This window comes from Microcella sp. (assembly GCF_025808395.1).
Classification (GTDB): domain Bacteria; phylum Actinomycetota; class Actinomycetes; order Actinomycetales; family Microbacteriaceae; genus Microcella.
Map to the genome: position 1 here is coordinate 2,222,319 of NZ_CP075524.1, position 20,644 is coordinate 2,242,962.

General features: G+C 67.8%; 20 protein-coding genes. 11 read left to right on the top strand and 9 right to left on the bottom strand.

Annotation, left to right across the window (positions count from 1 at the left end):
- Positions 1–6: 6 nt before the first annotated feature.
- The gene (locus KIT89_RS10845; RefSeq protein WP_297601458.1) at positions 7–1,221 is read right to left on the bottom strand and encodes an ROK family transcriptional regulator; all 1,215 of its coding nucleotides are present in this window, start codon (positions 1,219–1,221) and stop codon (positions 7–9) included.
- A gap of 106 nt (positions 1,222–1,327) precedes the next feature.
- Here KIT89_RS10845 and xylA point away from each other — a divergent pair, with 106 nt between their 5' ends.
- From xylA to KIT89_RS10870, 5 genes are read left to right on the top strand one after another with little or no spacing between them, the layout of a single operon-like run.
- Complete coding sequence (gene xylA / locus KIT89_RS10850; RefSeq protein ID WP_297601460.1) at positions 1,328–2,518, top strand: xylose isomerase; 1,191 nt, start codon at positions 1,328–1,330, stop codon at positions 2,516–2,518.
- A 2-nt stretch (positions 2,519–2,520) separates the two neighbouring features.
- A complete protein-coding gene (gene xylB, locus KIT89_RS10855; protein ID WP_297601462.1) occupies positions 2,521–3,993 on the top strand; it encodes a xylulokinase in 1,473 nt (490 codons plus the stop codon).
- Between the two features lie 47 nt (positions 3,994–4,040).
- Positions 4,041–5,696, top strand: coding sequence for a circularly permuted type 2 ATP-grasp protein (locus KIT89_RS10860; RefSeq protein ID WP_297601463.1), 1,656 nt, complete (start codon positions 4,041–4,043; stop codon positions 5,694–5,696).
- The gene (locus tag KIT89_RS10865; protein WP_297601465.1) at positions 5,696–6,625 is read left to right on the top strand and encodes an alpha-E domain-containing protein; all 930 of its coding nucleotides are present in this window, start codon (positions 5,696–5,698) and stop codon (positions 6,623–6,625) included. The genes KIT89_RS10860 and KIT89_RS10865 overlap by 1 nt, the downstream gene beginning before the upstream one ends.
- Complete coding sequence (locus KIT89_RS10870; protein ID WP_297601467.1) at positions 6,622–7,467, top strand: transglutaminase family protein; 846 nt, start codon at positions 6,622–6,624, stop codon at positions 7,465–7,467. Before KIT89_RS10865 ends, KIT89_RS10870 begins: the two co-directional genes overlap by 4 nt.
- Here the strand turns inward: KIT89_RS10870 and KIT89_RS10875 are convergent.
- Together KIT89_RS10875 and KIT89_RS10880 are read right to left on the bottom strand one after the other, a co-directional pair.
- Complete coding sequence (locus KIT89_RS10875) at positions 7,464–8,801, bottom strand: MFS transporter (protein ID WP_297601470.1); 1,338 nt, start codon at positions 8,799–8,801, stop codon at positions 7,464–7,466. The two genes, KIT89_RS10870 and KIT89_RS10875, sit on opposite strands and share 4 nt — an antisense overlap.
- A 5-nt stretch (positions 8,802–8,806) precedes the next feature.
- A complete protein-coding gene (locus KIT89_RS10880) occupies positions 8,807–9,232 on the bottom strand; it encodes a MarR family transcriptional regulator (RefSeq protein WP_297601472.1) in 426 nt (141 codons plus the stop codon).
- A gap of 73 nt (positions 9,233–9,305) precedes the next feature.
- Between KIT89_RS10880 and KIT89_RS10885 the strand changes: the two genes are divergently transcribed.
- The 5 genes from KIT89_RS10885 to KIT89_RS10905 all read left to right on the top strand — a co-directional run bounded on the left by KIT89_RS10885 (position 9,306) and on the right by KIT89_RS10905 (position 13,569).
- On the top strand, positions 9,306–10,175 hold the full coding sequence (locus KIT89_RS10885; protein ID WP_297601473.1) for an alpha/beta fold hydrolase: 870 nt from the start codon (positions 9,306–9,308) through the stop codon (positions 10,173–10,175).
- Positions 10,176–10,389: 214 nt separating this feature from the next.
- Positions 10,390–11,439, top strand: a complete 1,050-nt coding sequence (locus tag KIT89_RS10890) for a biotin/lipoate A/B protein ligase family protein (RefSeq protein ID WP_297601475.1) — start codon at positions 10,390–10,392, stop codon at positions 11,437–11,439.
- Positions 11,436–12,476, top strand: coding sequence for an iron ABC transporter permease (locus tag KIT89_RS10895; protein ID WP_297601479.1), 1,041 nt, complete (start codon positions 11,436–11,438; stop codon positions 12,474–12,476). Before KIT89_RS10890 ends, KIT89_RS10895 begins: the two co-directional genes overlap by 4 nt.
- A complete protein-coding gene (locus KIT89_RS10900; protein WP_297601482.1) occupies positions 12,473–13,246 on the top strand; it encodes a heme ABC transporter ATP-binding protein in 774 nt (257 codons plus the stop codon). The genes KIT89_RS10895 and KIT89_RS10900 overlap by 4 nt, the downstream gene beginning before the upstream one ends.
- Positions 13,247–13,263: 17 nt before the next feature.
- Positions 13,264–13,569, top strand: coding sequence for a hypothetical protein (locus KIT89_RS10905; protein WP_297601484.1), 306 nt, complete (start codon positions 13,264–13,266; stop codon positions 13,567–13,569).
- A 21-nt stretch (positions 13,570–13,590) separates the two neighbouring features.
- Here the strand turns inward: KIT89_RS10905 and KIT89_RS10910 are convergent, their stop codons facing one another.
- From KIT89_RS10910 to KIT89_RS10935, 6 genes are all read right to left on the bottom strand, one after another.
- Entirely contained in the window at positions 13,591–13,875 is a 285-nt protein-coding gene (locus KIT89_RS10910; protein WP_297601487.1) for an N-acetyltransferase, read from the bottom strand.
- 35 nt (positions 13,876–13,910) lie between these two features.
- A complete protein-coding gene (locus KIT89_RS10915; protein WP_297601490.1) occupies positions 13,911–14,930 on the bottom strand; it encodes a LacI family DNA-binding transcriptional regulator in 1,020 nt (339 codons plus the stop codon).
- 30 nt (positions 14,931–14,960) lie between these two features.
- On the bottom strand, positions 14,961–16,361 hold the full coding sequence (locus KIT89_RS10920) for a glycoside hydrolase family 1 protein (protein WP_297601493.1): 1,401 nt from the start codon (positions 16,359–16,361) through the stop codon (positions 14,961–14,963).
- Positions 16,361–17,272 (bottom strand): carbohydrate ABC transporter permease, encoded by a 912-nt coding sequence (locus KIT89_RS10925; protein ID WP_297601495.1) that lies wholly within the window; start codon positions 17,270–17,272, stop codon positions 16,361–16,363. Before KIT89_RS10925 ends, KIT89_RS10920 begins: the two co-directional genes overlap by 1 nt.
- Positions 17,269–18,234, bottom strand: a complete 966-nt coding sequence (locus tag KIT89_RS10930; protein WP_297601498.1) for a carbohydrate ABC transporter permease — start codon at positions 18,232–18,234, stop codon at positions 17,269–17,271. Before KIT89_RS10930 ends, KIT89_RS10925 begins: the two co-directional genes overlap by 4 nt.
- A 76-nt stretch (positions 18,235–18,310) precedes the next feature.
- On the bottom strand, positions 18,311–19,609 hold the full coding sequence (locus tag KIT89_RS10935; protein ID WP_297601500.1) for an ABC transporter substrate-binding protein: 1,299 nt from the start codon (positions 19,607–19,609) through the stop codon (positions 18,311–18,313).
- 218 nt (positions 19,610–19,827) lie between these two features.
- On the opposite strand from KIT89_RS10935, the gene KIT89_RS10940 reads away from it, so the two are divergent.
- Positions 19,828–20,622: a M15 family metallopeptidase gene (locus KIT89_RS10940; RefSeq protein ID WP_297601503.1), complete on the top strand. Its 795-nt coding sequence runs from the start codon at positions 19,828–19,830 to the stop codon at positions 20,620–20,622.
- Positions 20,623–20,644 lie beyond the last annotated feature (22 nt).

Genomic DNA, 20,644 nt, shown 5'->3' on the forward strand with positions numbered 1-20,644 from the left:
CGAAAGTTACGGTGCTGGTGCCGCTGACGGAGCGATCGAGTCGAGAGGGTCGGCGATGAGGCCATCCCACGCCAACTCGGCGGCCCCGATGAGCAGTCGGTGAGAGCCCAGGGCGGCGGGTTCGATGCGCACATCTGCGGCACTCGCCGGCAGCGCGCTCGTGAGCAGCGACGATCGCTGAGCAGCACTCGCCGCGCGCCAGAGCGCAGCGAGGTGGCCGCCGAGCACGATGCGCTCGGGGTTGAGCAGGTTCACGGCACCGCGAAGGGCGATGGCGAGCCACTGCAGTTGTCGTGCGACTTCTGAGTGCACGGGGCCGGTCTCGGCCTCGGCCTCGATCGCCGCGACGAGTGCGAGCTCGAGTGCGTCGTCGTCTGGGTGGCTGAGATCCACCGCAGAGACGAGCGCCTCACGTGAGACGAGCACTTCGAGGCAGCCCCGCGCCCCGCACGCGCACGGCGGCCCCACCGGGTCGATGCCGAGGTGGCCGATCTCACCGGCGTATCCCGCGGCGCCATCCATGGGCCGACCATCGACGACGAGGCCTCCGCCGATGCCGCTCGGCCCGCCGTTCAGGTAGAGCAGCGCGCGGCTGCCGACTCCGGCGCCGAAGGTCTGCTCGGCGCGGCACCCGAGGTGCGCGTCGTTCGCCGCGGCCACCGGCATGCCGAGCGATTCGGCGAGCAGGGCGGCCAGTGGCTCTTCACGCCAGCCCAGGTGCGGCGCGAGGCGCACGTGGCCGTCGCGTCGACGCACCAGCCCTGGCACCGCGACGCCGGCTGCCAGCACCGTCACACCCTGGTGCTCGACCGTCAGCTCTCGCACGGTCTGCGCTGTCAGGGCCACGGTCTCGGCAACGGTCGGCACCGAGTCGACGGGCACCCGCCGACGAGCGATGATCGAGCCGCCGAGCGAGACGAGGGCCACGTCGATCGCGTCGAGTTCGGGGTTGATCGCGGCGACGACACGATCGTCGCGAGGCGCGACCCGCGGGCTCGGCCGGCCCACGCCAGAGCGCGGAACATCGTCGCGCTCGTCGACCCAGCCGTGCTCGGCGAGCACAGACACGAGGTCGCCGATCGTCGAGCGGTTGAGCCCGAGAGCGCGCGTGAGGTCGGCCCGGGTGACCCCTCCGTGGCGGTGCACGATGTCGAGCACGGCAGAGAGGTTTCGGCGTCGAACCGCGCCCGCATCCATTGCTTCTCGCTCTCTGATTCTCACGATCTCAGTCTGGTGCCCATGGTCGCCCACGTGATAGGTTGTGTCAACCAACAAATACGTTCCCGCCCACCGCAGTGACGCGGAGGCGCACCGAGGAGACTCTCTCATGGCACTGAAGCCCACGCCCGCAGATCTGTTCACGTTCGGCCTCTGGACGATCGGCTACAACGGCGCCGACCCCTTCGGCGGGCCCACCCGCGCACCCCTCGATGTCGTGCACGTCGTCGAGAAGCTCGCCGAGCTCGGCGCCTACGGGCTCACGCTCCACGACGACGACCTGTTCGCCTTCGGCTCGAGCGACGCCGATCGGCGCAAGCAGATCGACCGCCTCATCGAAGCGTCGAACGCCACCGGCGTCAAGGTGCCCATGATCACCACCAACCTCTTCAGCGCCCCCGTCTTCAAAGACGGCGGCTTCACGTCGAACGACCGCGCTGTGCGGCGCTTCGCGCTGCGCAAAGTGCTGCGCAACCTCGACCTCGCAGCCGAGCTCGGCGCCCACACCTTCGTCATGTGGGGCGGCCGTGAAGGCGCCGAGTACGACTCGGCGAAGAACGTCGGCGCGGCGATCGAGCGCTACCGCGAGGCCGTCAACCTGCTCACCCAGTACGTCACCGACAAGGGGTACGGCATTCGGTTCGCGATCGAGCCCAAGCCGAACGAGCCCCGCGGCGACATTCTGCTGCCGACGCTCGGCCACGCGATGGCCTTCATCGAGACGCTCGAGCACCCCGAACTCGTCGGCCTCAACCCCGAGGTGGGTCACGAGCAGATGGCGGGCCTCAACTTCACCGCCGGCATCGCCCAGGCGCTCGAAGCGGGCAAGCTCTTCCACATCGACTTGAACGGCCAGCGCGGCATCAAGTACGACCAAGACCTCGTCTTCGGCCACGGCGATCTGCACAACGCCTTCTCGTTGGTCGACCTGCTCGAGAACGGCGGACCGAACGGCGGTCGTGCGTATGACGGCCCTCGCCACTTCGACTACAAGCCTTCGCGCACCGAAGACGAGAACGGCGTGTGGCAGTCGGCTGCGGCCAATATGCGCACCTATCTCTTGCTGAAAGAGCGCGCGGCGGCGTTCCGCGCCGACCCCGAGGTGCAGCAGGCGCTCGCCGACGCGCGCGTGGCCGAACTCACCGAGCCGACACTCGCCGCGGGCGAGTCGGTCGACGACCTGCTCGCCGATGAGAGCGCCTACGAGTCGTTCGACGCGGGCGCATACTTCAACGGCAAGGGCTTCGGCTTCGTGAAGCTGCAGCAGCTCGCCACCGAGCACCTCATGGGCGCTCGATAGCGATGCGCCTCGTCGCGGGCGTCGACTCGTCGACGCAGAGCTGCAAAGTGCTCATCGTCGACGCAGCGACGGGCTCGATCGTGCGCGAAGGGCGAGCGGGGCACCCCGACGGCACCGAAGTCGACCCCGCCGCGTGGTGGAGCGCACTCGTCACGGCCGTCGACGAGGCGGGCGGGCTCGACGATGTCGCCGCGATCTCGATCGGCGGTCAGCAGCACGGGCTCGTCGCCCTCGACACCGAGGGGCGCGTCGTGCGCGACGCCCTGCTCTGGAACGACACCCGCTCGGCCGGAGCGGCCGCCGACCTCATCGCCGAAGTGGGTGCCGACGAGTATGCGCGCCGCACCGGCGTCGTGCCGGTGGCCTCGTTCACCGCGACCAAGCTGCGCTGGGTGCGCGACCACGAGCCAGACAATGCGGCGCGCATCGCGGCCGTCGCGCTGCCCCACGACTGGCTGACCTGGCGCCTGCGCGGCTACGGCCCGAGCGACGAGAGCCCGCTCGGCCCCGTGCTCGACGAACTCGTGACCGATGCGTCTGACGCCAGCGGCACCGCCTACTTCTCAGCGCTCACCGGTGAGTACGACCTCGATGTGTTCGAACGCGCCCTCGGCCGTTCGGCCCGCGTCGCCGGCCCCGCGGGCGTCGACACCCCAGCACCATCGCGCGAGGTGGTGTTGCCGCGCGTGCTCATGCCGCACGAGTCGGTGACGGTCGACGCCGAGACCGCTGAGGTGTCGACGCTGCACGCGGGGGTGCTCGTCGCCGGCGGCGCGGGCGACAATGCGGCAGCCGCGCTCGGCCTCGGGGCCGCCCCGGGTGACGTCGTCGTGTCGATCGGAACAAGTGGCACCGTCTTCGCCGTGAGCGAGCATCCCGTCTCTGATGCGAGCGGCACGGTCGCAGGGTTCGCCGATGCCGCCGGATTCCACCTGCCGCTCGTGGCCACGCTCAACGCGGCGCGCGTGCTCGACGCCGGCGCTCGACTGCTGGGCGTCGATCACGATGGTCTCGCCGAGTTGGCGCTCGCCGCCGAGCCCGGCGCCGGCGGGCTCGTGCTGCGCCCCTACTTCGAGGGCGAGCGCACCCCCAACCTTCCCGATGCGACGGCGACCCTCAGCGGCATGACGCTCGCGAGCACGACGCGAGAGAACCTGGCGCGTGCCGTCATCGAGGGCATGCTGTGCGGGCTCGCCGACGGGCTCGACGCCATCACCTCGCTCGGCGTTCCGGCAGAGCGGCTGCTGCTCATCGGCGGCGCTGCGCGCAACCACGCCGTGAGCGCGATCGCGGCGCAAGTGTTCGGCCTGCCGGTCGTCGTGCCGCACCCCGGCGAGTATGTCGCGCTCGGCGCTGCCGCGCAGGCCTCATGGGCGCTGAACGGCGAGCGGCCGCAGTGGCAGATCGAGTCGCACGCCGACCTGCCCGCCGACCCGCGACGTGAGATTCGCACCGCATACGCCGCGGCCCGCTGAGCACGCACCGAAACATCGCCGCAACACGCCGAGACTAGGCTGAGCCAATGGCCGACCTTTTCGACGGGTATGCGGCGACCGCCGCCCGTTCTGGGTCGGCCGTCGCCTTCGATGAGATGTTCGCGCCCGACAGCGAGGTGCGCCTGCCCTATCGGCAGATTCATGCGGCGCTCGCCCAGATGAGCACCGACGAGCTTCGCGGGCGCACCGAGGCGCTCGCCTCGAGCTATCTCGCGCAAGGCGTCACGTTCGACTTCGCGGGCGAAGAACGACCGTTTCCGCTGGATGCTGTTCCGCGCGTCATCGACCGTGCCGAGTGGAGTCACCTCGAGGCCGGAGTCTCGCAGCGGGTGCGAGCCCTCGAGGCCTTCCTCGCCGACATCTACGGCGCCCAGCGGTGCATCGCCGACGGCGTGCTGCCGGCCAGGCTCATCTCGAGCTCGAGCCACTACCACCGCGAGGCGGCCGGAATCGAGAGCGCCAACGGCGTGCGCATCCAGGTCTCGGGCATCGACCTCATCCGCGATGAGAACGGCATCTGGCGGGTGCTCGAAGACAACGTGAGGGTGCCGAGTGGCGTGAGCTACGTCATCTCGAATCGTCGGGTGATGGCGCAGACTCTGCCCGAACTGTTCGTGTCGATGCGCGTGCGCCCCGTGGGCGACTACCCGAATCAATTGCTGCACGCTCTGCGAGCATCCGCCCCCCGCGGTGTCGACGACCCGACCATCGTCGTGCTCACGCCCGGCGTCTACAACTCGGCGTACTTCGAGCACACCCTGCTCGCGCGGCTCATGGGGGTCGAGCTCGTCGAGGGCCGCGACCTCTACTGCTCGGGCGGGCGCGTGTTCATGCGCACCACCGCAGGGCCGCAGCGCGTCGACGTCATCTACCGTCGCGTCGACGACGAGTTTCTCGACCCGCTCACCTTCAGGGCCGACTCGATGCTCGGAACCCCGGGGCTCATGCTCGCGGCCCGACTGGGCAACGTCACCATCACCAACGCCGTGGGCAACGGCGTCGCAGACGACAAGCTCGTCTACACCTATATGCCCGACCTCATGCGCTACTTCCTCGACGAAGACCCCATCATTCCGAACGTCGACACCTGGCGGCTCGAAGACCCGGGATCGCTCGAGGAGGTGCTCGATCGACTGCACGAGCTCGTCGTGAAGCCCGTCGACGGCTCGGGCGGCAAAGGGCTCGTCGTCGGCCCCGCAGCCAGCCGCGACGAACTCGAGACGCTGCGGTCTCGGCTGCTGGCCGACCCGCGCGGATGGATCGCCCAACCTGTCGTGCAGCTCTCGACGATTCCCACTCTCGTCGATGAGGGCATCAGGCCGAGGCACGCCGACCTGCGGCCGTTCGCCGTCAACGATGGGCACGACGTGTGGGTGCTGCCGGGCGGGCTCACGCGGGTGGCGCTGCCCGAGGGGCAACTCGTCGTCAACTCCAGTCAGGGCGGCGGCTCGAAAGACACCTGGGTGGTCGGTCAGCTGCCCATGGTGGCTGACAGTCACGACGTGCAGGGCATCGTCGCCGAGCAGGCCACCGTCACGCAGTCGATTCCGATCATCTACGACGCGGCGGCTCACGTACCCGACCACAACCCGGCCGACGACCCGCGCAACGACCAGCAGCAACAGCAGCAGCAAGTGAAGAAGAGCAACGGCGCTCCCGCAGTTTCGAGGGGGGCCGAGTGATGCTGAGTCGGATTGCCGAGAGTCTGTTCTGGATAGGCCGATACGTCGAACGGTCTGATGGCACCGCGCGCATTCTCGACGTGCACCTGCAGCTGCTGCTCGAAGACCCGTGGATCGACGAAGACACCGCGTGCCGCTCGCTGCTGAGCGTCATGGGCAGCGACGCGAAGCCCGAGCATGCGCTGACGCGTGCCGACGTGCTGAGCATTCTCGCGGTCGACCGCTCGCATCCCGCCTCGATCGCGTATTCGCTCGGGGCTGCGCGCGAGAACGCCCGCCGTGCGCGCGAAGTGGTCAGCACCGAGCTGTGGGAGGTGCTCAACACGACGCGAGCCCGCATGCCCCGCAAGGTCGCGCCTGAGAAGGTGCACGAGTTCTTCGGCTGGGTGCGCGAGCGGTCGGCGCTCGCCGTGGGCATCGTCGAGTCGTCGACGAGCCGTGACGAAGCGTTCTCGTTCTTCACCTTGGGCCGCTCGCTCGAGCGCGCCGACATGACCGCGCGCCTGCTCGCGACCCGGTCGCTCACCGAGGCGAGCGGCCCCTCGTGGACGACGATCTTGCGCAGCGTCGGAGCCTATGAGGCCTACCTGCGCACCTACCGCGGGGTGCCGAGTGCGAAGAACGCCGCCGAGTTCTTGCTGCTCGACCGGCTGTTTCCGCGCTCGATCTTGTTCGCCGTGTCTCGCGCCGAGCAGTGCTTGCGCGACATCGAGCCCCGCTCTGACCGCGCTGGCATCGGCGATCAGGCGCTGCGGCAGCTCGGGCAGATCCGCAGCGAGCTCGAATACCGGCCCATCGCCGACATTCTCGACGATCTGCAGCGCCACATGGATGCCGTGCAGACGGCGACGAGCGCGACGAGCGAGGCTGTGCGGCAGCGATACTTTCCGACCAACGCGGCACCGAGTTGGGTGGCTGAGAAGTCATGAACCGTCTGCGCGTGCGCCACATCACCGGCTTCCACTACGAGGGAGAGGTGACGGCGTCGTACAACGAGGCCCGCATGCTGCCCGCGAGCGGTGATGGCCAGCTGGTGCTGTTCTCGCACCTCGACATCAACCCCACCTCATCGCAGCACCACTACGTCGACTACTTCGGCACGCGGGTCACCGCGTTCGAGCAGTTGGCGCACCACCGCGAGCTCTCGCTGACGTCTGATTGCCTGGTCGAGTTGCGTTCGCGCCCCTCCACCGAGGGAACGGTGAGCTGGGATGCCCTGCCGGGGCTCGTCGAACGCACCGTGTCGCACGTCGAGAACACGGTGCAGACCCGGCTCACCGAGCCTCCCGCCGAGGTTGCCGAGCGCGCCCGCGAACTCGCGGGCGCGTCGGCCGACCCCGAGTCTGCAGCCCGTGCCATCTGCGACTGGATCCACGACGAGGTCGAGTACATGCCCGGCGTCACGGGTGTGCACACGACGGCCGCCGAGGCCTGGCAGCAGAAGCGTGGCGTGTGCCAAGACATCACGCACCTCGCGCTCGGAGCCTTGCGTACCGCGGGCATTCCGGCCCGCTACGTCAGCGGCTATCTGCACCCCGTGCCCGACGCTGAGATCGGGCAGACGGTCGCGGGTGAGTCGCACGCGTGGGTCGAGTGGTTCGACGGCGCCTGGCAGGGTTATGACCCGACGAACGCCATCGACATCCACGATCGCCATGTCATCGTCGGCCGAGGCCGCGACTACCGTGACGTGCCGCCCCTGCGCGGGGTCTACGCGGGGCCGTCGAGCTCGAGACTCTTCGTCACCGTCGAGATCACGCGCGAGGCCTAAGACTTGCGCGTCTCGGCCTCGACGATCGCGAGTTCTTTCGTGGCCGTGTCGAGGTCGCGCATGCGCGTCGAGTAGTCGTCGCCGTCGTAGCGCACGCGCAGGCGCCACCAGCGGTCGTCGGTGAAGCCACGCCGCACACGCAGATTGCGTGTCGCCCGCATCCATGACAGCGCGATGATGACCGCGGCGAGTCCGCCCACAGCGCCGACACCGAGCGCCCATCGTGGGCCGAACCCGTTCGCGACGAGGCCGACGAGGGGTGCTCCAAGGGGGGTGCCGCCCATGAAGATCGTCAGATAGAGGGCGAGCACGCGACCGCGAATCGACGATCGCACGGTGGTCTGCACGTAGGCGTTCGACGAGGTGACCATGGTCATCGCGCTGTATCCGACGGGCACGAGGGCGACGGCGAAGAGCTCGAAGGTGGGCATGAGTGCGGCGATCACCATCGACACGAAGACGCCGAATGAGGCCAGCACGATCACTCGCAGCCTGGGCCGTTCTCTGCGCGCGGTCGTCAGGGCGCCCAGCACCGAGCCGATGGCGAGCACCGATGACAGCAGCCCGAACTCGGTCGCTCCGCGCCCGAACTCGACGGCCGCCATGGTGGCGGTGAAGATGGCGAAGTTGAACCCGAAGGTTCCGATGAGAAACACCATCGCGAAGACGATGAGCAGGTCGCCGCGCGCCTTCACATAGCGGATGCCCGCGCGCAGCTGCCCGCGCTCTTTGCCCGCCTTGCGCAGGGGGTGCAGCTGCTCTGCTCGCAGCAGTGCGATAGCCGTGAGCATGGCGGCGAAGGTCAGCACGTTCAGCAGCACGACCCAGCCGGCACCGAGCAGTGCGATCAGCACGCCGGCGATGCCCGGCCCGATGAGGCGTGCGCCGTTGAACGAGGTCGAGTTGAGGGCGACTGCGTTCGGCAGCTGCTCTTTGCCGACGAGCTCGCCCACGAAGGTCTGCCGCCCGGGGGCTTCGATCGCGGTCGTGACGCCGAGTGCGGCGGCCAGCACGTAGACCATCCACAGCTCGGCGACGCCGGTGACCATGATGGTGCCGAGTATGGCGGCGAGCACGATCTGCACCGACTGCGTGCTGAACACGAGCCGTCGGCCGGGCACCCGGTCGGCGATGATGCCGGCGAACGGCCCGATGATGAGGGCGGGGCCGAACTGCAGGGCGAGCACGACGCCGACCGCCGCGGCGTCGTTGTCGGTCAGCTCGGTGAGCACGAACCAGTCTTGGGCGGTGCGCTGCATCCAGGTGCCGATGTTCGACACGAGTGCGCCGATGAACCAGATGCGGTAGTTGACGATCGAGAGTGAACGGAACATCGCCTTCACGAGTCGGCGAGCCGTTCGAGCAGCGGTCGGGCCGAGTCGAGCACCGCTCGCTCGTCTGCGGTCAAGGTGGTGAGTTGAGCGTGAAACCACTGCCGGCGAAGCCGTCGGGTCTCGACGATCATGTGCTGGCCGCTCGCCGTCAGCGACACTCGCACCTTGCGGGCGTCGTCATCACTCGGCTCGCGCATGACGAAGCCGCTGGCTTCGAGCGCGTTGAGCGTGCGGTTCATCGAGGGCGCGCTCACTCGCTCGGCGGCGGCGAGCTCGCCCGGAGTGCTTGCTCCGTCGGTCTGCAGTCTCCACAGCACGCCCAACTGCGTGTCGCTGATGCCATCGCTGGCCCGCTCGGCCCTGATGCGCCGCGCCAGGCGCTGAATGACGACACGCAAGTGCTCTTCGGGGTCGGTATGCTCGCTCGTCACCTCGTTAGCTTAGCTCATGAGCGTTGCTAATGAGTTCTTCCCGCCTAGGATCATGCGCAGGAGGCCACACCCTATGCCCACGATCATCGCTGAGCGCCAGCACCGCACCTTCACCGATGACCACGGCGTCGTCATCCACTACTACGTGTGGGCGCCCGGCAAGCCGAAGGCGGTGGTGCAGCTGGCGCACGGCGTCGGCGAGCACGCGCTGCGCTACGAGGCGCTCGCGCAAGCGCTCGTGAACGCCGGCTATGCGGTGTACGCCGACGACCACCGCGGCCATGGTGCCACAGGGGTGGAGTACTGGAAGGGCGACCTGAGCAAGATCGGCAAGCTCGGCGTGGGCGGCCTGCGCGCCACCCAGAAGAATCTGCTCGAGCTGACCGCGATCGCTCGAGCCGAGCATCCGTCGCTGCCGTTCATCATGCTCGGCCACTCATGGGGTTCGCTCATGGTGCAGAACCTGCTCAACGAGGGGGCGCAGCCGTGGAACGCGATCGTGCTCACCGGCACCGCATACCGCTCGCCTTTCGCCATGAACGGGGGCGACCTCAACGCGCGGCACAAGCACCTGGGAACGACGGGGGCCGAGTGGCTCAGCCGCGACCCGGCGGTGGCCGCGGCCTTCGTCGCCGACCCGCTCACGACCGACGCGAAGGTGCTGCAGCTCTTCGGCGTTCGCGACGGCCTGCGCCTCTACGGGTCGCCGAAGCGCATCGACCCATCCATGCCCCTGCTCATCATGGTCGGAGACGATGACCCGCTCGGCGGCGAGAAGAGTGCGAAGAAGCTCGCCGACGCGTACCTCTCGCGTGGCGGCCTCGACGATGTGACCCTCATCGTGTACCCCGGCGCGCGGCACGAGGTCTTCAACGAGACCAATCAAGAAGAGGTGCGCGCAGACCTCATCGCGTGGCTCGACGAGCGGTTTCCCTCCGCCTGATCGCACGCCGTTCGCGCGTCCACCCGGTGCGCGCACGCGCGTGGTCGCGAAGCCTGTCTGGTACCGACGCCCACCGGTGCTGCGTGCATCCGCCCCTTCCACAACAGCGGAGCGCGTGAGGCCCTCTCAGCCTTTCCGCTGTTGTGGAAGCGTGGCAGAACGAGTCAGGCGCCTCCCGGCAGCCGGTGGGGTGCCGCCAACTAAGGTTGACCTTATGCACGGTGAGTTCAAAGTGCCCGGCGGCAAGCTCGTCGTCGTCGACCTCGACTCGACCGACGGCCGCATCAGCGGCTTCCGCCTCGCCGGCGACTTCTTCGTCGAGCCCGACGAGGCCATTCCCGCGATCGAAGCGGCCGTCGACGGGTTGCCCGTCGACGCTGACGCCGCAACGCTCGCCCGCACGATTCGGGATGCCCTGCCCGACGGCGCCGTGCTGCTCGGGTTCAGCCCCGAAGCCATCGCGACCACGATTCGACGCGCGCTCGCGAAGGCGACGAGCTTCGCCGACTACGACTGGCAGCTCGTGCGCGGCCCGGCACTCGAGCCCTTGCAGCAGATGGCGGTCGACCAGGTGCTGTCTGAAGAGGTCGGCGAAGGGCGTCGCGGCCCCACCCTGCGGGTGTGGCAGTGGAGCAGCCCCGCTGTCGTCATCGGCTCGTTCCAGAGTGTGAAGAACGAGGTCGACCTCGGCAACGCTGAGAAGTACGGCTTCGAGGTCGTCCGCCGCATCTCAGGCGGAGGGGCGATGTTCATCGAGCCCGAGTCGGCCATCACCTACTCTCTCTACGCTCCCATCGACCTCGTGCAGGGCATGAGCTTCGCCGACTCGTACGCGTTTCTCGACGACTGGGTCATTCAGGCGCTGCGCGGTCTCGGTATCGACGCCACCTATCAACCGCTCAACGACATCGCGAGCCCCGCCGGCAAGATCGGCGGTGCTGCGCAGAAGCGCCTCGGCAGCGGGGCCGTGCTGCACCACGTCATCATGGCGTATGACATGGACGGCGCGCGAATGGCCGAAGTGCTGCGCATCGGTCGCGAGAAGCTGAGCGACAAGGGCATCGCGAGCGCCGCCAAGCGCGTCGACCCGCTGAAGTCGCAGACCGGCCTCTCTCGCGACGAGATCATCGAGCGCCTCATCGCCACCTTCGGGGCGCAGACCAGTCTCACCGAGTCTGCGCTCACCGACGCCGAGCTGGCCCGGGCGCAGGCGCTCGTCAGCGAGAAGTTCTCGACCCCCGAGTGGCTGCAGCGGGTTCCGTGACCGCGCGTTCACGCGCGTTCGCGCTCGTACTGCTGCTCGCCGGCGTGCTCGTCGGCGGCATCGTGCTGTCGGCCATCACGGGGCAGCTGGCGATCACCCCCACCGAGGTCGCCGGCTCGCTGCTGCGCGCGATCGGCATCGACACCTCCTGGGCTCCGACCGATCCCATCATCGAGAGCACCCTCTGGGTGGTGCGCTTTCCGCGCATCGTCATGGCTCTCGTCGTCGGCGCCGCCCTTGCCGTCGCCGGAGCCGTCATGCAGGCGATCTTCGGCAACCCGCTCGCCGAGCCGGGAGTCGTCGGTGTCTCGTCGGGGGCCGCTCTCGGGGCGGCGACCGCGATCGTGCTCGGCGCATCCGTTCTCGGCGGAGCCGGCATCGCCCTCTTCGCCTTCCTCGGCGGGCTCATCGCCACGCTCCTGGTCTACGTCGTCTCACGGGCGGGTGGGCGCACCGAGGTCGTCACGCTGCTGCTCACGGGTATCGCCGTCAACGCGATAGCCCAAGCCGGCATCGCCTTCGTGCTCTTCATCGCCGACACCGCCAGTCGCGAGCAGATCGTGTTCTGGCAGCTCGGCTCGCTCGGCGGCTCGCTGTGGTCGCAAGTGGCCATCGTCGCGAGCGTCGCCGTCGTCGGAGTGCTGCTCGCGTTCGCACTCGCGAGGCGATACGACCTGCTGTCGCTGGGTGAGCGCAACGCTCGCCACCTCGGCGTCAACGTCGAGCGACTGCGACTCGTCTCGATCGTGCTCGTCGCGCTGCTCACCGGCGTGGCTGTCGCCTTCACCGGCATCATCGCGTTCGTCGGGCTCGTCGTGCCGCACATCATCCGAATGGTCATCGGGCCCGCCCACCGTGGCCTGATTCTGGCGAGCGCCGTCGGCGGTGGTGCGTTGCTCGTGCTTGCCGACCTGTTGACGCGCACGCTCGTCGCCGGCGCTGAACTGCCCATCGGCATGCTCACGTCGCTCGTCGGCGGCCCATTCTTCTTCTGGCTGCTCTACCGCCAGCGTCGACGCAGCGGAGGCTGGGCATGAGCGCCGTCATCTCTGTGCGCGGCGTCAGCGTGCGCCGCGAGACCCGCGATATTCTGCTCGACATCGATCTCGACGTGCGCCTCGGCGAAGTGCTGGCACTCGTCGGCCCGAACGGCGCAGGAAAGTCGACACTGCTGTCGGTGCTCAGCGGCGACCTCTCGCCCGCCTCAGGTTCTGTCGAGCTCGACGATCGGCCGATCTCGAGCTACCGCGCTCTCGAACTGGCGCGCCGCAGGGCCGTGCTGACTCAGGCCAACGTCGTGAGCTTTCCGTTCCGCGTCATCGAGATCGTGCAGATGGGTCGCAGCCCGTGGATGCGCACGGCCGAGCTCGCCGACGACCAGCAGGCCGTGCTCGAGGCCATACAGGCCACCGACATCGAGCACCTGCTGGGTCGACGCTTCACGACCCTCAGCGGCGGTGAGCAGGCGCGCGTCTCGCTCGCGCGGGTGCTCGCCCAGCGCACCCCGGTGGTGTTTCTTGACGAACCGACCGCTGCGCTCGACCTGCGCCATCAAGAAGACGTCATGCGGCTCAGTCGCGAACTCGCCGGCCAGGGTCGAGCGGTCGTCGTCGTCGTGCACGACCTCTCGCTCGCCGGCGCATACGCCGACCGCATCGCCCTGCTCGACGCAGGCCGGCTCGACTGCGTCGGCACACCCGCAGAGGTCATGACGGCAGACCGTGTCGGTCGAGTGTATGGACTCGACGTGCAGATACACCGACTGGGAGCATCCGATCGCCCGGTCGTGCTGCCGCTGCGCGACTGACTCGGTAGGCTCCTGGGGTGATCGAGTGGTGGGGATGGGTGCTCATCGTGCTCGGCGTCGGCGCTCTCGGCACGATTGCTCAGCGTCTCGGCTGGATCGACCTGCGCGGAGACGCCGCTCGACGCGGCGGATCGGGCGGAGGACTCGTCGGCATCGGCGACGAGGTCTTCAACCCCACGCGGCACGAAGCGCAGCTCGAACTCGATCGGCAGACCACCCTTCCGGCGCCGGCTCCGCTCGCTGGTGACGGCGACCTCGGCGTCATCCAGACCGACGGCGATCCCGATGCCGGCGAAGGGTATGAAGGGCGCATCCGGCTCTGACGGCGCAGCGCGCGAGCGCGGTCAGCGCGTCGTCAGCTCGGCGTACTCGGGGTGTCGACGCATCCACGAGACCACGAAACCGCACACCGGCTGCACCCGGTCGGTCGACTGGGCACGCAGCTCATCGAGCACCACTCGCACCACCTCGCCGCCGACACCCTGCCCGCGCTTCACCGGGGGAACCTCCGCGTGCAGCAGGCGAAGAGTCGTGCCCGCGCGCTCATAGATGATGAAGCCCTGCAGCTCGTCGCCGTCGTAGACGGCATAGCGATCGGCGTCTGGCTCGTGCGTGACGGTGAGACTCATGGCTGGCACCCTACCGGCCCGAGGTGGGTGAGCCCTCAGACCGAGTCGCCCTCGGCGAGCGTGGTCGGCAGAATCGTGACGTGGGCAATCTCGCGGCCCTCGATGCGGTCGATGAGCAAGCGCGCCATCGCACGCCCGACGTCGACTGAGGGCTGGTCGATCGCAGTCAATCGGGGTGTCGAGTTCTGCGCGAAGTAGTCATTGTCGATCGAGGTGATCGCCACGTCGCGCGGAACCTCGAGCCCGTGATCGCGCAGCACGGTGAGCGCACCAGAGGCCATCTGCGAACTGGCCGCGAAGAGAGCATCGAACGGGATGCCCCGCTCGAGCATCCGTCGCATCGCGTCTGCTCCGCCCGCGGGCGTGAAGTCGGCGCGCTCGACCAGGTCGGCTTGCAGCCCCGCGGCCTGCAATGCCCGTCTCCAGCCCTCGACCCGGTCGAGCCCGGCGGCCATATCGGCCGGACCCGCGATGGTGGCGATGCGCCGCCGGCCATGCTCGATGAGATGTCTCACTGCGTGCTCGGCCGCGGCCACATTGTCGACGTCGACGTAGTAGGCGCGATCGCCTTCATCACTCATGGGGCGGCCGCCGAAGACGACGGGAAGTGATCGCGAGAGCGCGAGGTATGAGCGGTCGTCGGAGTGGTGACTCAGAATGAGGGCGCCATCGACGTTGCCCGCCTGCAAGAAGTTGCGGGTCTTCTCGGCGTCGCTCTCGGGCGCGATGAGCAGGCTCAGGGTGTATGCCGTGCTCGACAGCGCGAGCGCTACCCCCTGGATCACCGAGGCGAAGTAGGGGTCGGCGAAGAACTTCGCCGTGTTCTCAGGAATCACGAGGGCGATCGCGAACGTTCGTCGAGAGGCCAGGATGCGCGCCGCACGATTCGGCACATAGCCGAGCTCGGCTATCGCGCGCTCTACCGCCGCGATCGCCTCAGGCGTCACGCGCGGCGATGCGTTGATGACCCGTGACACCGTCGACCGCGACACGCCTGCGACGACGGCCACCTCTTCGAGGGTGGGCGCGCTCGAGTGCTGGGTGTCGTGGCTCATGATCGATGTGCGCTCATCATACGAGCAGCATCACTGGATGCTCGCTCGCTGCGATGCGATGAGGGCACGAAATGCGTGGCCGCTGCGCTTGATGGTGCGCTGCTGCGTGTCGTAGTCGACGCGCACGATGCCGAACCTCTTGTCATAGCCCCAGGCCCACTCGAAGTTGTCGAGCAGCGACCAGACGAAGTAGCCCCGCACGTCTGCACCTTCAGCGATCGCCTGCGCGACGGCGTCGACGTGATCAAGCATGTACCGCTCGCGCTCGACATCGTTGATCGAGCCGTCGGGTTCGACGACGTCGTCCCACGCCGATCCGTTCTCGGTCACGTAGAGCGGCGGCAGGGTCGGATACTCGCGACCGAGACGCACGAGCAGGTGGCGCAGGCCATCAGGATTGATCTCCCACCCCATCGCCGTTCGCGGCAGGTTGCGCGTCGGGAACGTGAGATGCTCGCTGCCGACGAACGGGTTGCCCGTGGCATAGTCGGTCGGCCGTAGCCCAGGGGGAGTGCCCTCGGGCAGCGGCCGACCGCTGACCTGGTCGTCGTGATAGTGGTTCACGCCCAGAAAGTCGATGGGTTGTGCGATGGTCTCAAGATCGCCGTCGAGGATGAGCGACGCGAAGTCGTGGTCACGCACGTCGTCGAGAAAGTCGACGGGGTAGCGGCCGAGCACGAGGGGCTCGAGAAACGCACGATTCCAGATGGCGTCGAGCCGCCTGGCCGCGTCGAGGTCTGCCGGGTCGCTCGGGTCTGCCGGCACTGCGTTCGTGAGGTTCAGGGTGATGCCGAGCTGCTGGGCTCCCCGCTCGCGCAATGCGCGTGTGGCCAGGCCATGCGCGAGGTGCTGGTGGTGCAGGGCTGCGAGACCAGCCCGTGGCTCGCTGCGGCCCGGAGCGTGCTCACCGCCGGCATAGCCGATGAGCGACGAGCACAGTGGCTCGTTGAAGGTCGTCCAGTGCGTGACGCGGTCGCCGAGCGCCTCGTGCACGATCACCGCGTAGTCGCGGAAGCGCGCAGCGGTATCGCGGTTCGCCCAGCCACCGCGCGCTTCGAGCGATTGCGGCAGGTCCCAGTGATAGAGCGTCAGCCAGGGCAGAATGTCAGCCTCGAGCAGTTCGTCGACCAGTCGACTGTAGAAGTCGAGACCCGCGGGGTTGACTTCACCGTCGTCGGGTCGCACACGGGCCCAGCTCACGCTGAACCGATAGGCGTCGAGGCCGAGCTCGCGCATGAGAGCGACATCGGCGGGCATCCGTCGATAGTGGTCGACCGCGACAGCGGGAGTATCACCGTTCGCGATCGCGCCGGGAACCCGCGCGAAGGCGTCCCAGATCGAGTCGCCCTTGCCATCGTCAGAGCCCGCGCCTTCAATTTGGGCGGCGGCAGTCGCCGAGCCCCAGAGGAACCCGTGAGGAAATGTGCTCATTAGCCTTTCACGGCTCCTTGCATGATGCCCGAGATGAGTTGCCGACCTGCTGCCAAGAAGAGGATGAGCAGTGGCAGCGTCGCCAGCACTGCACCCGCGAGCACGATCGAGTAGTCGACGTAGTATCCCGACTGTAGCTGGCTGAGCGCCGTCTGCAGCGTCGGGTTCTGCGGGCTGAGCACGATGAGGGGCCACAAATAGTCTGTCCACGCCATCATGAAGGTGAAGAGCCCCAGGATCGCCATCGCGGGGCGGGCCGCGGGCACCGCCACTGTGAAGAAGGTGCGAATCTGGTTGGCGCCGTCCATGCGAGCCGCTTCGATGAGCTCGTCGGGGATGACGCCCACGAGGTACTGCCGCATGAAGAACACGCCGAATGCGGTGACGAGGTTCGGAATGATGATCGCACCGAGCGTTCCCGTCCACCCCAGTTCACGCATCACGATGAACAGCGGGATGATTCCGAGCTGGGTCGGAATCGCCATGGTGGCGATGACGAAGATGAGCAGCCCCTCGCGGCCACGAAACTTGAGCTTCGCGAAGGCGTAGCCGGCGAGAGTCGAGAAGCTGACGACGGCGACCGTGATGACCGATGAGACGAGGATGGAGTTGCCGAGCGCGAGCCAGAAAGGAATCGCATCGAACACCTTCACCGCGTTGGCAAGAAAGTTGCCGCCAGGAATGAGGGGCAGTGTCTCGCCGCGAGTGGCGTTGGTGCCGCTCGCGACGACGAACGACCACCACAGGGGGTAGGCGGTTCCGAGCACCCAGGCGAGCAAAAGGCCATAGCTGAGAAAGCCGGGGCGCAGCGCGATGCCGGAACGGTTTCGGCGACGGCGTGAGCTGGGGGAGTCACCCGCGGCAGGCGCCTCGGTGGGCCTGACGGGAACAAGTGTGGCCGGGGCTGTCATCGTGGGTCTCCCTTGCGCAGAGCGAGCTGTCGCCGAGTTCGGCGGTTGATGCGAGCGCCTTCGGCTGTGGCGATGCGGCGCGAGATGGCGAAGTTGATGAGCCCGATGCCGACGATGAGCAAGAAGAGCAGCCATGCGATCGCGGCGGCGCGGCCGAAGTCTTGTCTGAAGAACGCCATCTCCCACAGGTAGAGCACTGTGGTCTGGAACTGCCGTTGGGCCCCGCCGATGCCGCCGGCGTTGGAGACGTCGAAGAGGCGCGGCTCGGCGAAGATCTGCAGCCCACCGATTGTCGATGTGATGATCACGAAGATGACGGTGGGGCGGATGCTCGGCACTGTGATCGAGAAGAAGCGGCGCGGCGCTCCCGCTCCGTCGATGGCGGCCGATTCGTGCAGGTCGCGGGGCACCGCCTGCATGGCCGCGAGAAGGATGAGGGTGTTGTAGCCCGTCCAGCGCCAGTTGACCATCGTCGCGATGGCGACGTGGCTGGCGAAGACGTCATGCTTCCACTGCACGGGGTCGATGCCGATGAGCCCGATGAGATTGTTCACGAGCCCCGACTGCTCACCGAACACGCTCGAGAAGATCAGGGCGACGGCGACGGGGGTGACGACGTAGGGCAGCAGCACGCTCATGCGCCAGAAGGTGCGCGCCTTGAGGTGCTGGTCGAGGATGGCGGCGAGCACGAGGGCGACGAGCAGCTGGGGGATCGTCGAGAGCAGGAAGATGCTGATCGTGTTGCCGATCGAGTTCCAGAAGAAGCGGTCGCCGAGCACCGCGGCGAAGTTGTCGAAGCCGACGAACTCGCCCTGACCTTTGAGCAAAGGCCAGTCGTGCATCGAGACGACGAGGGTGTAGACGAGCGGAAAGAGCCCGGTGATCGCGAACAGCACGAAGAACGGCGCGATGTAGAGGTAGGGCGAGGCCTTGAGGTCGAGCCGTGCGAGCGAGAGCGACATGCTGATCCGTTTCGAGTGCAGGGGTGGTGACGGGGGTCACGACTTCGGGTCGGTCGTGACCCCCGTCTCGGTAGTACTAGCCGACGAGTTCTTTGAGCAGTTGCAGCGCTTCTGCCCACGCCTCGTCAGCGGTCATCTCACCGCGGTCGAGTGCTTGCAGCGGCGGGCCGAAGACGTTCTCCTGAATGAGCGAGTCATCGGGTCCCTTGAACTGCGCGACCACGTTCACTGCACGTCCGGCGAGGATCGTGCCGACCGGCGCGTCATTGAAGAACGCGTTCGGAGTGGGGTTGGCGGCGAGCTCTTGCTGCGCGGCGATCGTGCTTGGGAAGTTGCCGGCTGCAGCGAACTGCTTGAGCTGCTGCTCAGGCTCGGTCAGCCACGACGCGAGCTTGGCGGCTTCTTCTTTCACCTGGCTGGTCTCTGAGACCGCGAGGAACGCGCCGCCCCAGTTGGCCGCACCGCCGGGGAAGACGTCTGCGAAGTCCCACCCAGTCGAGGCGTCGCCGCCTCCTGCCTCAGTGTTGCCCTGCACGACACCCAGCATCCAGCCAGGGCACACGAAGGTGGCGAAGGTGCCGTCGACGAACGACTGCCCGCCGTTCCAGTCCCACGCGCCCTGGGCGGCCGACTGGCCGCTGAGGGTTGCCGCGGCGAGCTGGTCGAAGCGCGACTTGAGCTCGGCATTGCCCTCGACGTTGAGTTCGCCGTCGGCGGTGTAGTAGCCCTCATCAAGCTGGTTGACCATCGCGTTCCAGACGAAGCCAGAGTGGTCGTACCAGGCCTTGCCCGTCGTGGCGACGTACTCGGCGCCGACGGCGAAGTAGGTGTCCCATCCGCCGTCGAGCAGTTCGGCGACTCCCTCGCGGTCGCTCGGGAGTCCGGCGGCTTCGAACAGCGGGCCGTTGAAGCAGATGCCCTCTGGCCCGATGTCGGTGCCATAGCCGATGACGCGGCCGTTCGGGTCGGTCGCTTGCGCGTACTTCCAGTCGACCCAGTCGCCGGCGCGGTCTTCGATGCCGTAGTCACGCAGGTCGACGAAGTTCTCGCTGACCTCCATGATGGCGCCGAGCCAACCTTCTTCGAGGGCGACGATGTCGCTCAGGCCGCTGCCCGAGGCCAGCTTCGTGAACGTGTCGGTGCGCGCGTTGCCGCCCGTGTCGATGTTGTTCGCGACGATCTTCACCCCGGGGTTGAGGCTCTCGTACTCGGTGTAGAGGTCTTCGTACCCGAAGGTGCCGAAGGTGGTGATGGTGATCTCGACTGAGTCGCCGTCGGCGGGTGCTTCGGTGGGGCTGCAGCCGCTCGCCACGAGGGCGAATGCTGCGGCGCCGGCCGCTGCCGAGATCACGGTGGTGCGTCGTGAGAATGTCACGGTCACTCCTTTGTGTGCGTGGATGGGATCGTGGGAGCGCTCTCACGTGGTGGCATGAGAGCGCTCTCACACTTCGTGGAACACTACGCATAGGGCGACTGCAATGTCAACGCTGATTCCATGTCGAGATGAAACCCCTGATCAGAAGGCACATTCACGCACACGCTGGCGCGGACGAGACTGAACGCAGGGCCGTCTTGTCGCGTTAGGCTCGTTCTGTGGAACGCCCTCGCCCTCTCTGCGCGACCGCCGTGGCATCGATCGTCATGGGCTTGCTGCTCGTCGTGGTCGCCGGTTGCGCCGACGCTCGAGAGCCCATCCCGATGCCGACTGCGTCGGCGCCGTCGGCGAGTGCGACGTCGACGCCGTCGCCGACCCCGACGCCCACTCCGACTCCGACGTTCGACGCAACTCGACTGTCGATCGATGACCCGGCATCGCTCTGGGTGGTCGTGAACAAGCTGCGCCCGCTCAACCCGACCGATTACGCTCCGAGCGACATCGTGAGGGTGCCGGTGCCCTACGCCAACGAGCCCTTCTTGCGGCAAGAAGCCGCCGATGCCGTCGTCGCGCTCTTCGCCGCCGCCGAAGCCGAGGCGGGCCTGCGCCTGCAGGCGCAGAGCGCATACCGCAGTTTCGCCGTGCAGGTGAGGGTCTACAACGGCATCGTCGCGTCGCGCGGGCAAGAGTATGCGAACGTGCGCAGCGCGAGGCCCGGCCACAGCGAGCACCAGACCGGGTTGGCCATCGACATCAGCTCGATTCCGTCAGTCTGCGCGCTCGACCCGTGCTTCGGCGACACCGAGCACGGCCGGTGGCTGGCGGCTAACGCTCATCGCTTCGGCTTTCACCTGCGCTACCAGCCCGGCATGACCGGCATCACCGGCTACAGCTACGAGCCCTGGCACTTCAGGTACGTCGGCGTCGAGCTCGCGACCGAACTGCACGAGACCGGGGTGAGGTCGCTCGAAGAGTTCTTCGGTCTCCCTGCTGCGCCCACCTATGCCGAATGATCCACCCCTGAGGTATAACATC

Bases quoted from the DNA above. Each gene is read 5' to 3' on its own strand.
- xylA (WP_297601460.1), top strand. From the start codon at position 1,328: ATGGCACTGAAGCCCACGCCCGCAGATCTGTTCACGTTCGGCCTCTGG.
- xylB (WP_297601462.1), top strand. From the start codon at position 2,521: ATGCGCCTCGTCGCGGGCGTCGACTCGTCGACGCAGAGCTGCAAAGTG.
- KIT89_RS10860 (WP_297601463.1), top strand. From the start codon at position 4,041: ATGGCCGACCTTTTCGACGGGTATGCGGCGACCGCCGCCCGTTCTGGG.
- KIT89_RS10865 (WP_297601465.1), top strand. From the start codon at position 5,696: ATGCTGAGTCGGATTGCCGAGAGTCTGTTCTGGATAGGCCGATACGTC.
- KIT89_RS10870 (WP_297601467.1), top strand. From the start codon at position 6,622: ATGAACCGTCTGCGCGTGCGCCACATCACCGGCTTCCACTACGAGGGA.
- KIT89_RS10875 (WP_297601470.1), bottom strand. From the start codon at position 8,801: ATGTTCCGTTCACTCTCGATCGTCAACTACCGCATCTGGTTCATCGGC.
- KIT89_RS10885 (WP_297601473.1), top strand. From the start codon at position 9,306: ATGCCCACGATCATCGCTGAGCGCCAGCACCGCACCTTCACCGATGAC.
- KIT89_RS10890 (WP_297601475.1), top strand. From the start codon at position 10,390: ATGCACGGTGAGTTCAAAGTGCCCGGCGGCAAGCTCGTCGTCGTCGAC.
- KIT89_RS10900 (WP_297601482.1), top strand. From the start codon at position 12,473: ATGAGCGCCGTCATCTCTGTGCGCGGCGTCAGCGTGCGCCGCGAGACC.
- KIT89_RS10910 (WP_297601487.1), bottom strand. From the start codon at position 13,875: ATGAGTCTCACCGTCACGCACGAGCCAGACGCCGATCGCTATGCCGTC.
- KIT89_RS10915 (WP_297601490.1), bottom strand. From the start codon at position 14,930: ATGAGCCACGACACCCAGCACTCGAGCGCGCCCACCCTCGAAGAGGTG.
- KIT89_RS10920 (WP_297601493.1), bottom strand. From the start codon at position 16,361: ATGAGCACATTTCCTCACGGGTTCCTCTGGGGCTCGGCGACTGCCGCC.
- KIT89_RS10925 (WP_297601495.1), bottom strand. From the start codon at position 17,272: ATGACAGCCCCGGCCACACTTGTTCCCGTCAGGCCCACCGAGGCGCCT.
- KIT89_RS10930 (WP_297601498.1), bottom strand. From the start codon at position 18,234: ATGTCGCTCTCGCTCGCACGGCTCGACCTCAAGGCCTCGCCCTACCTC.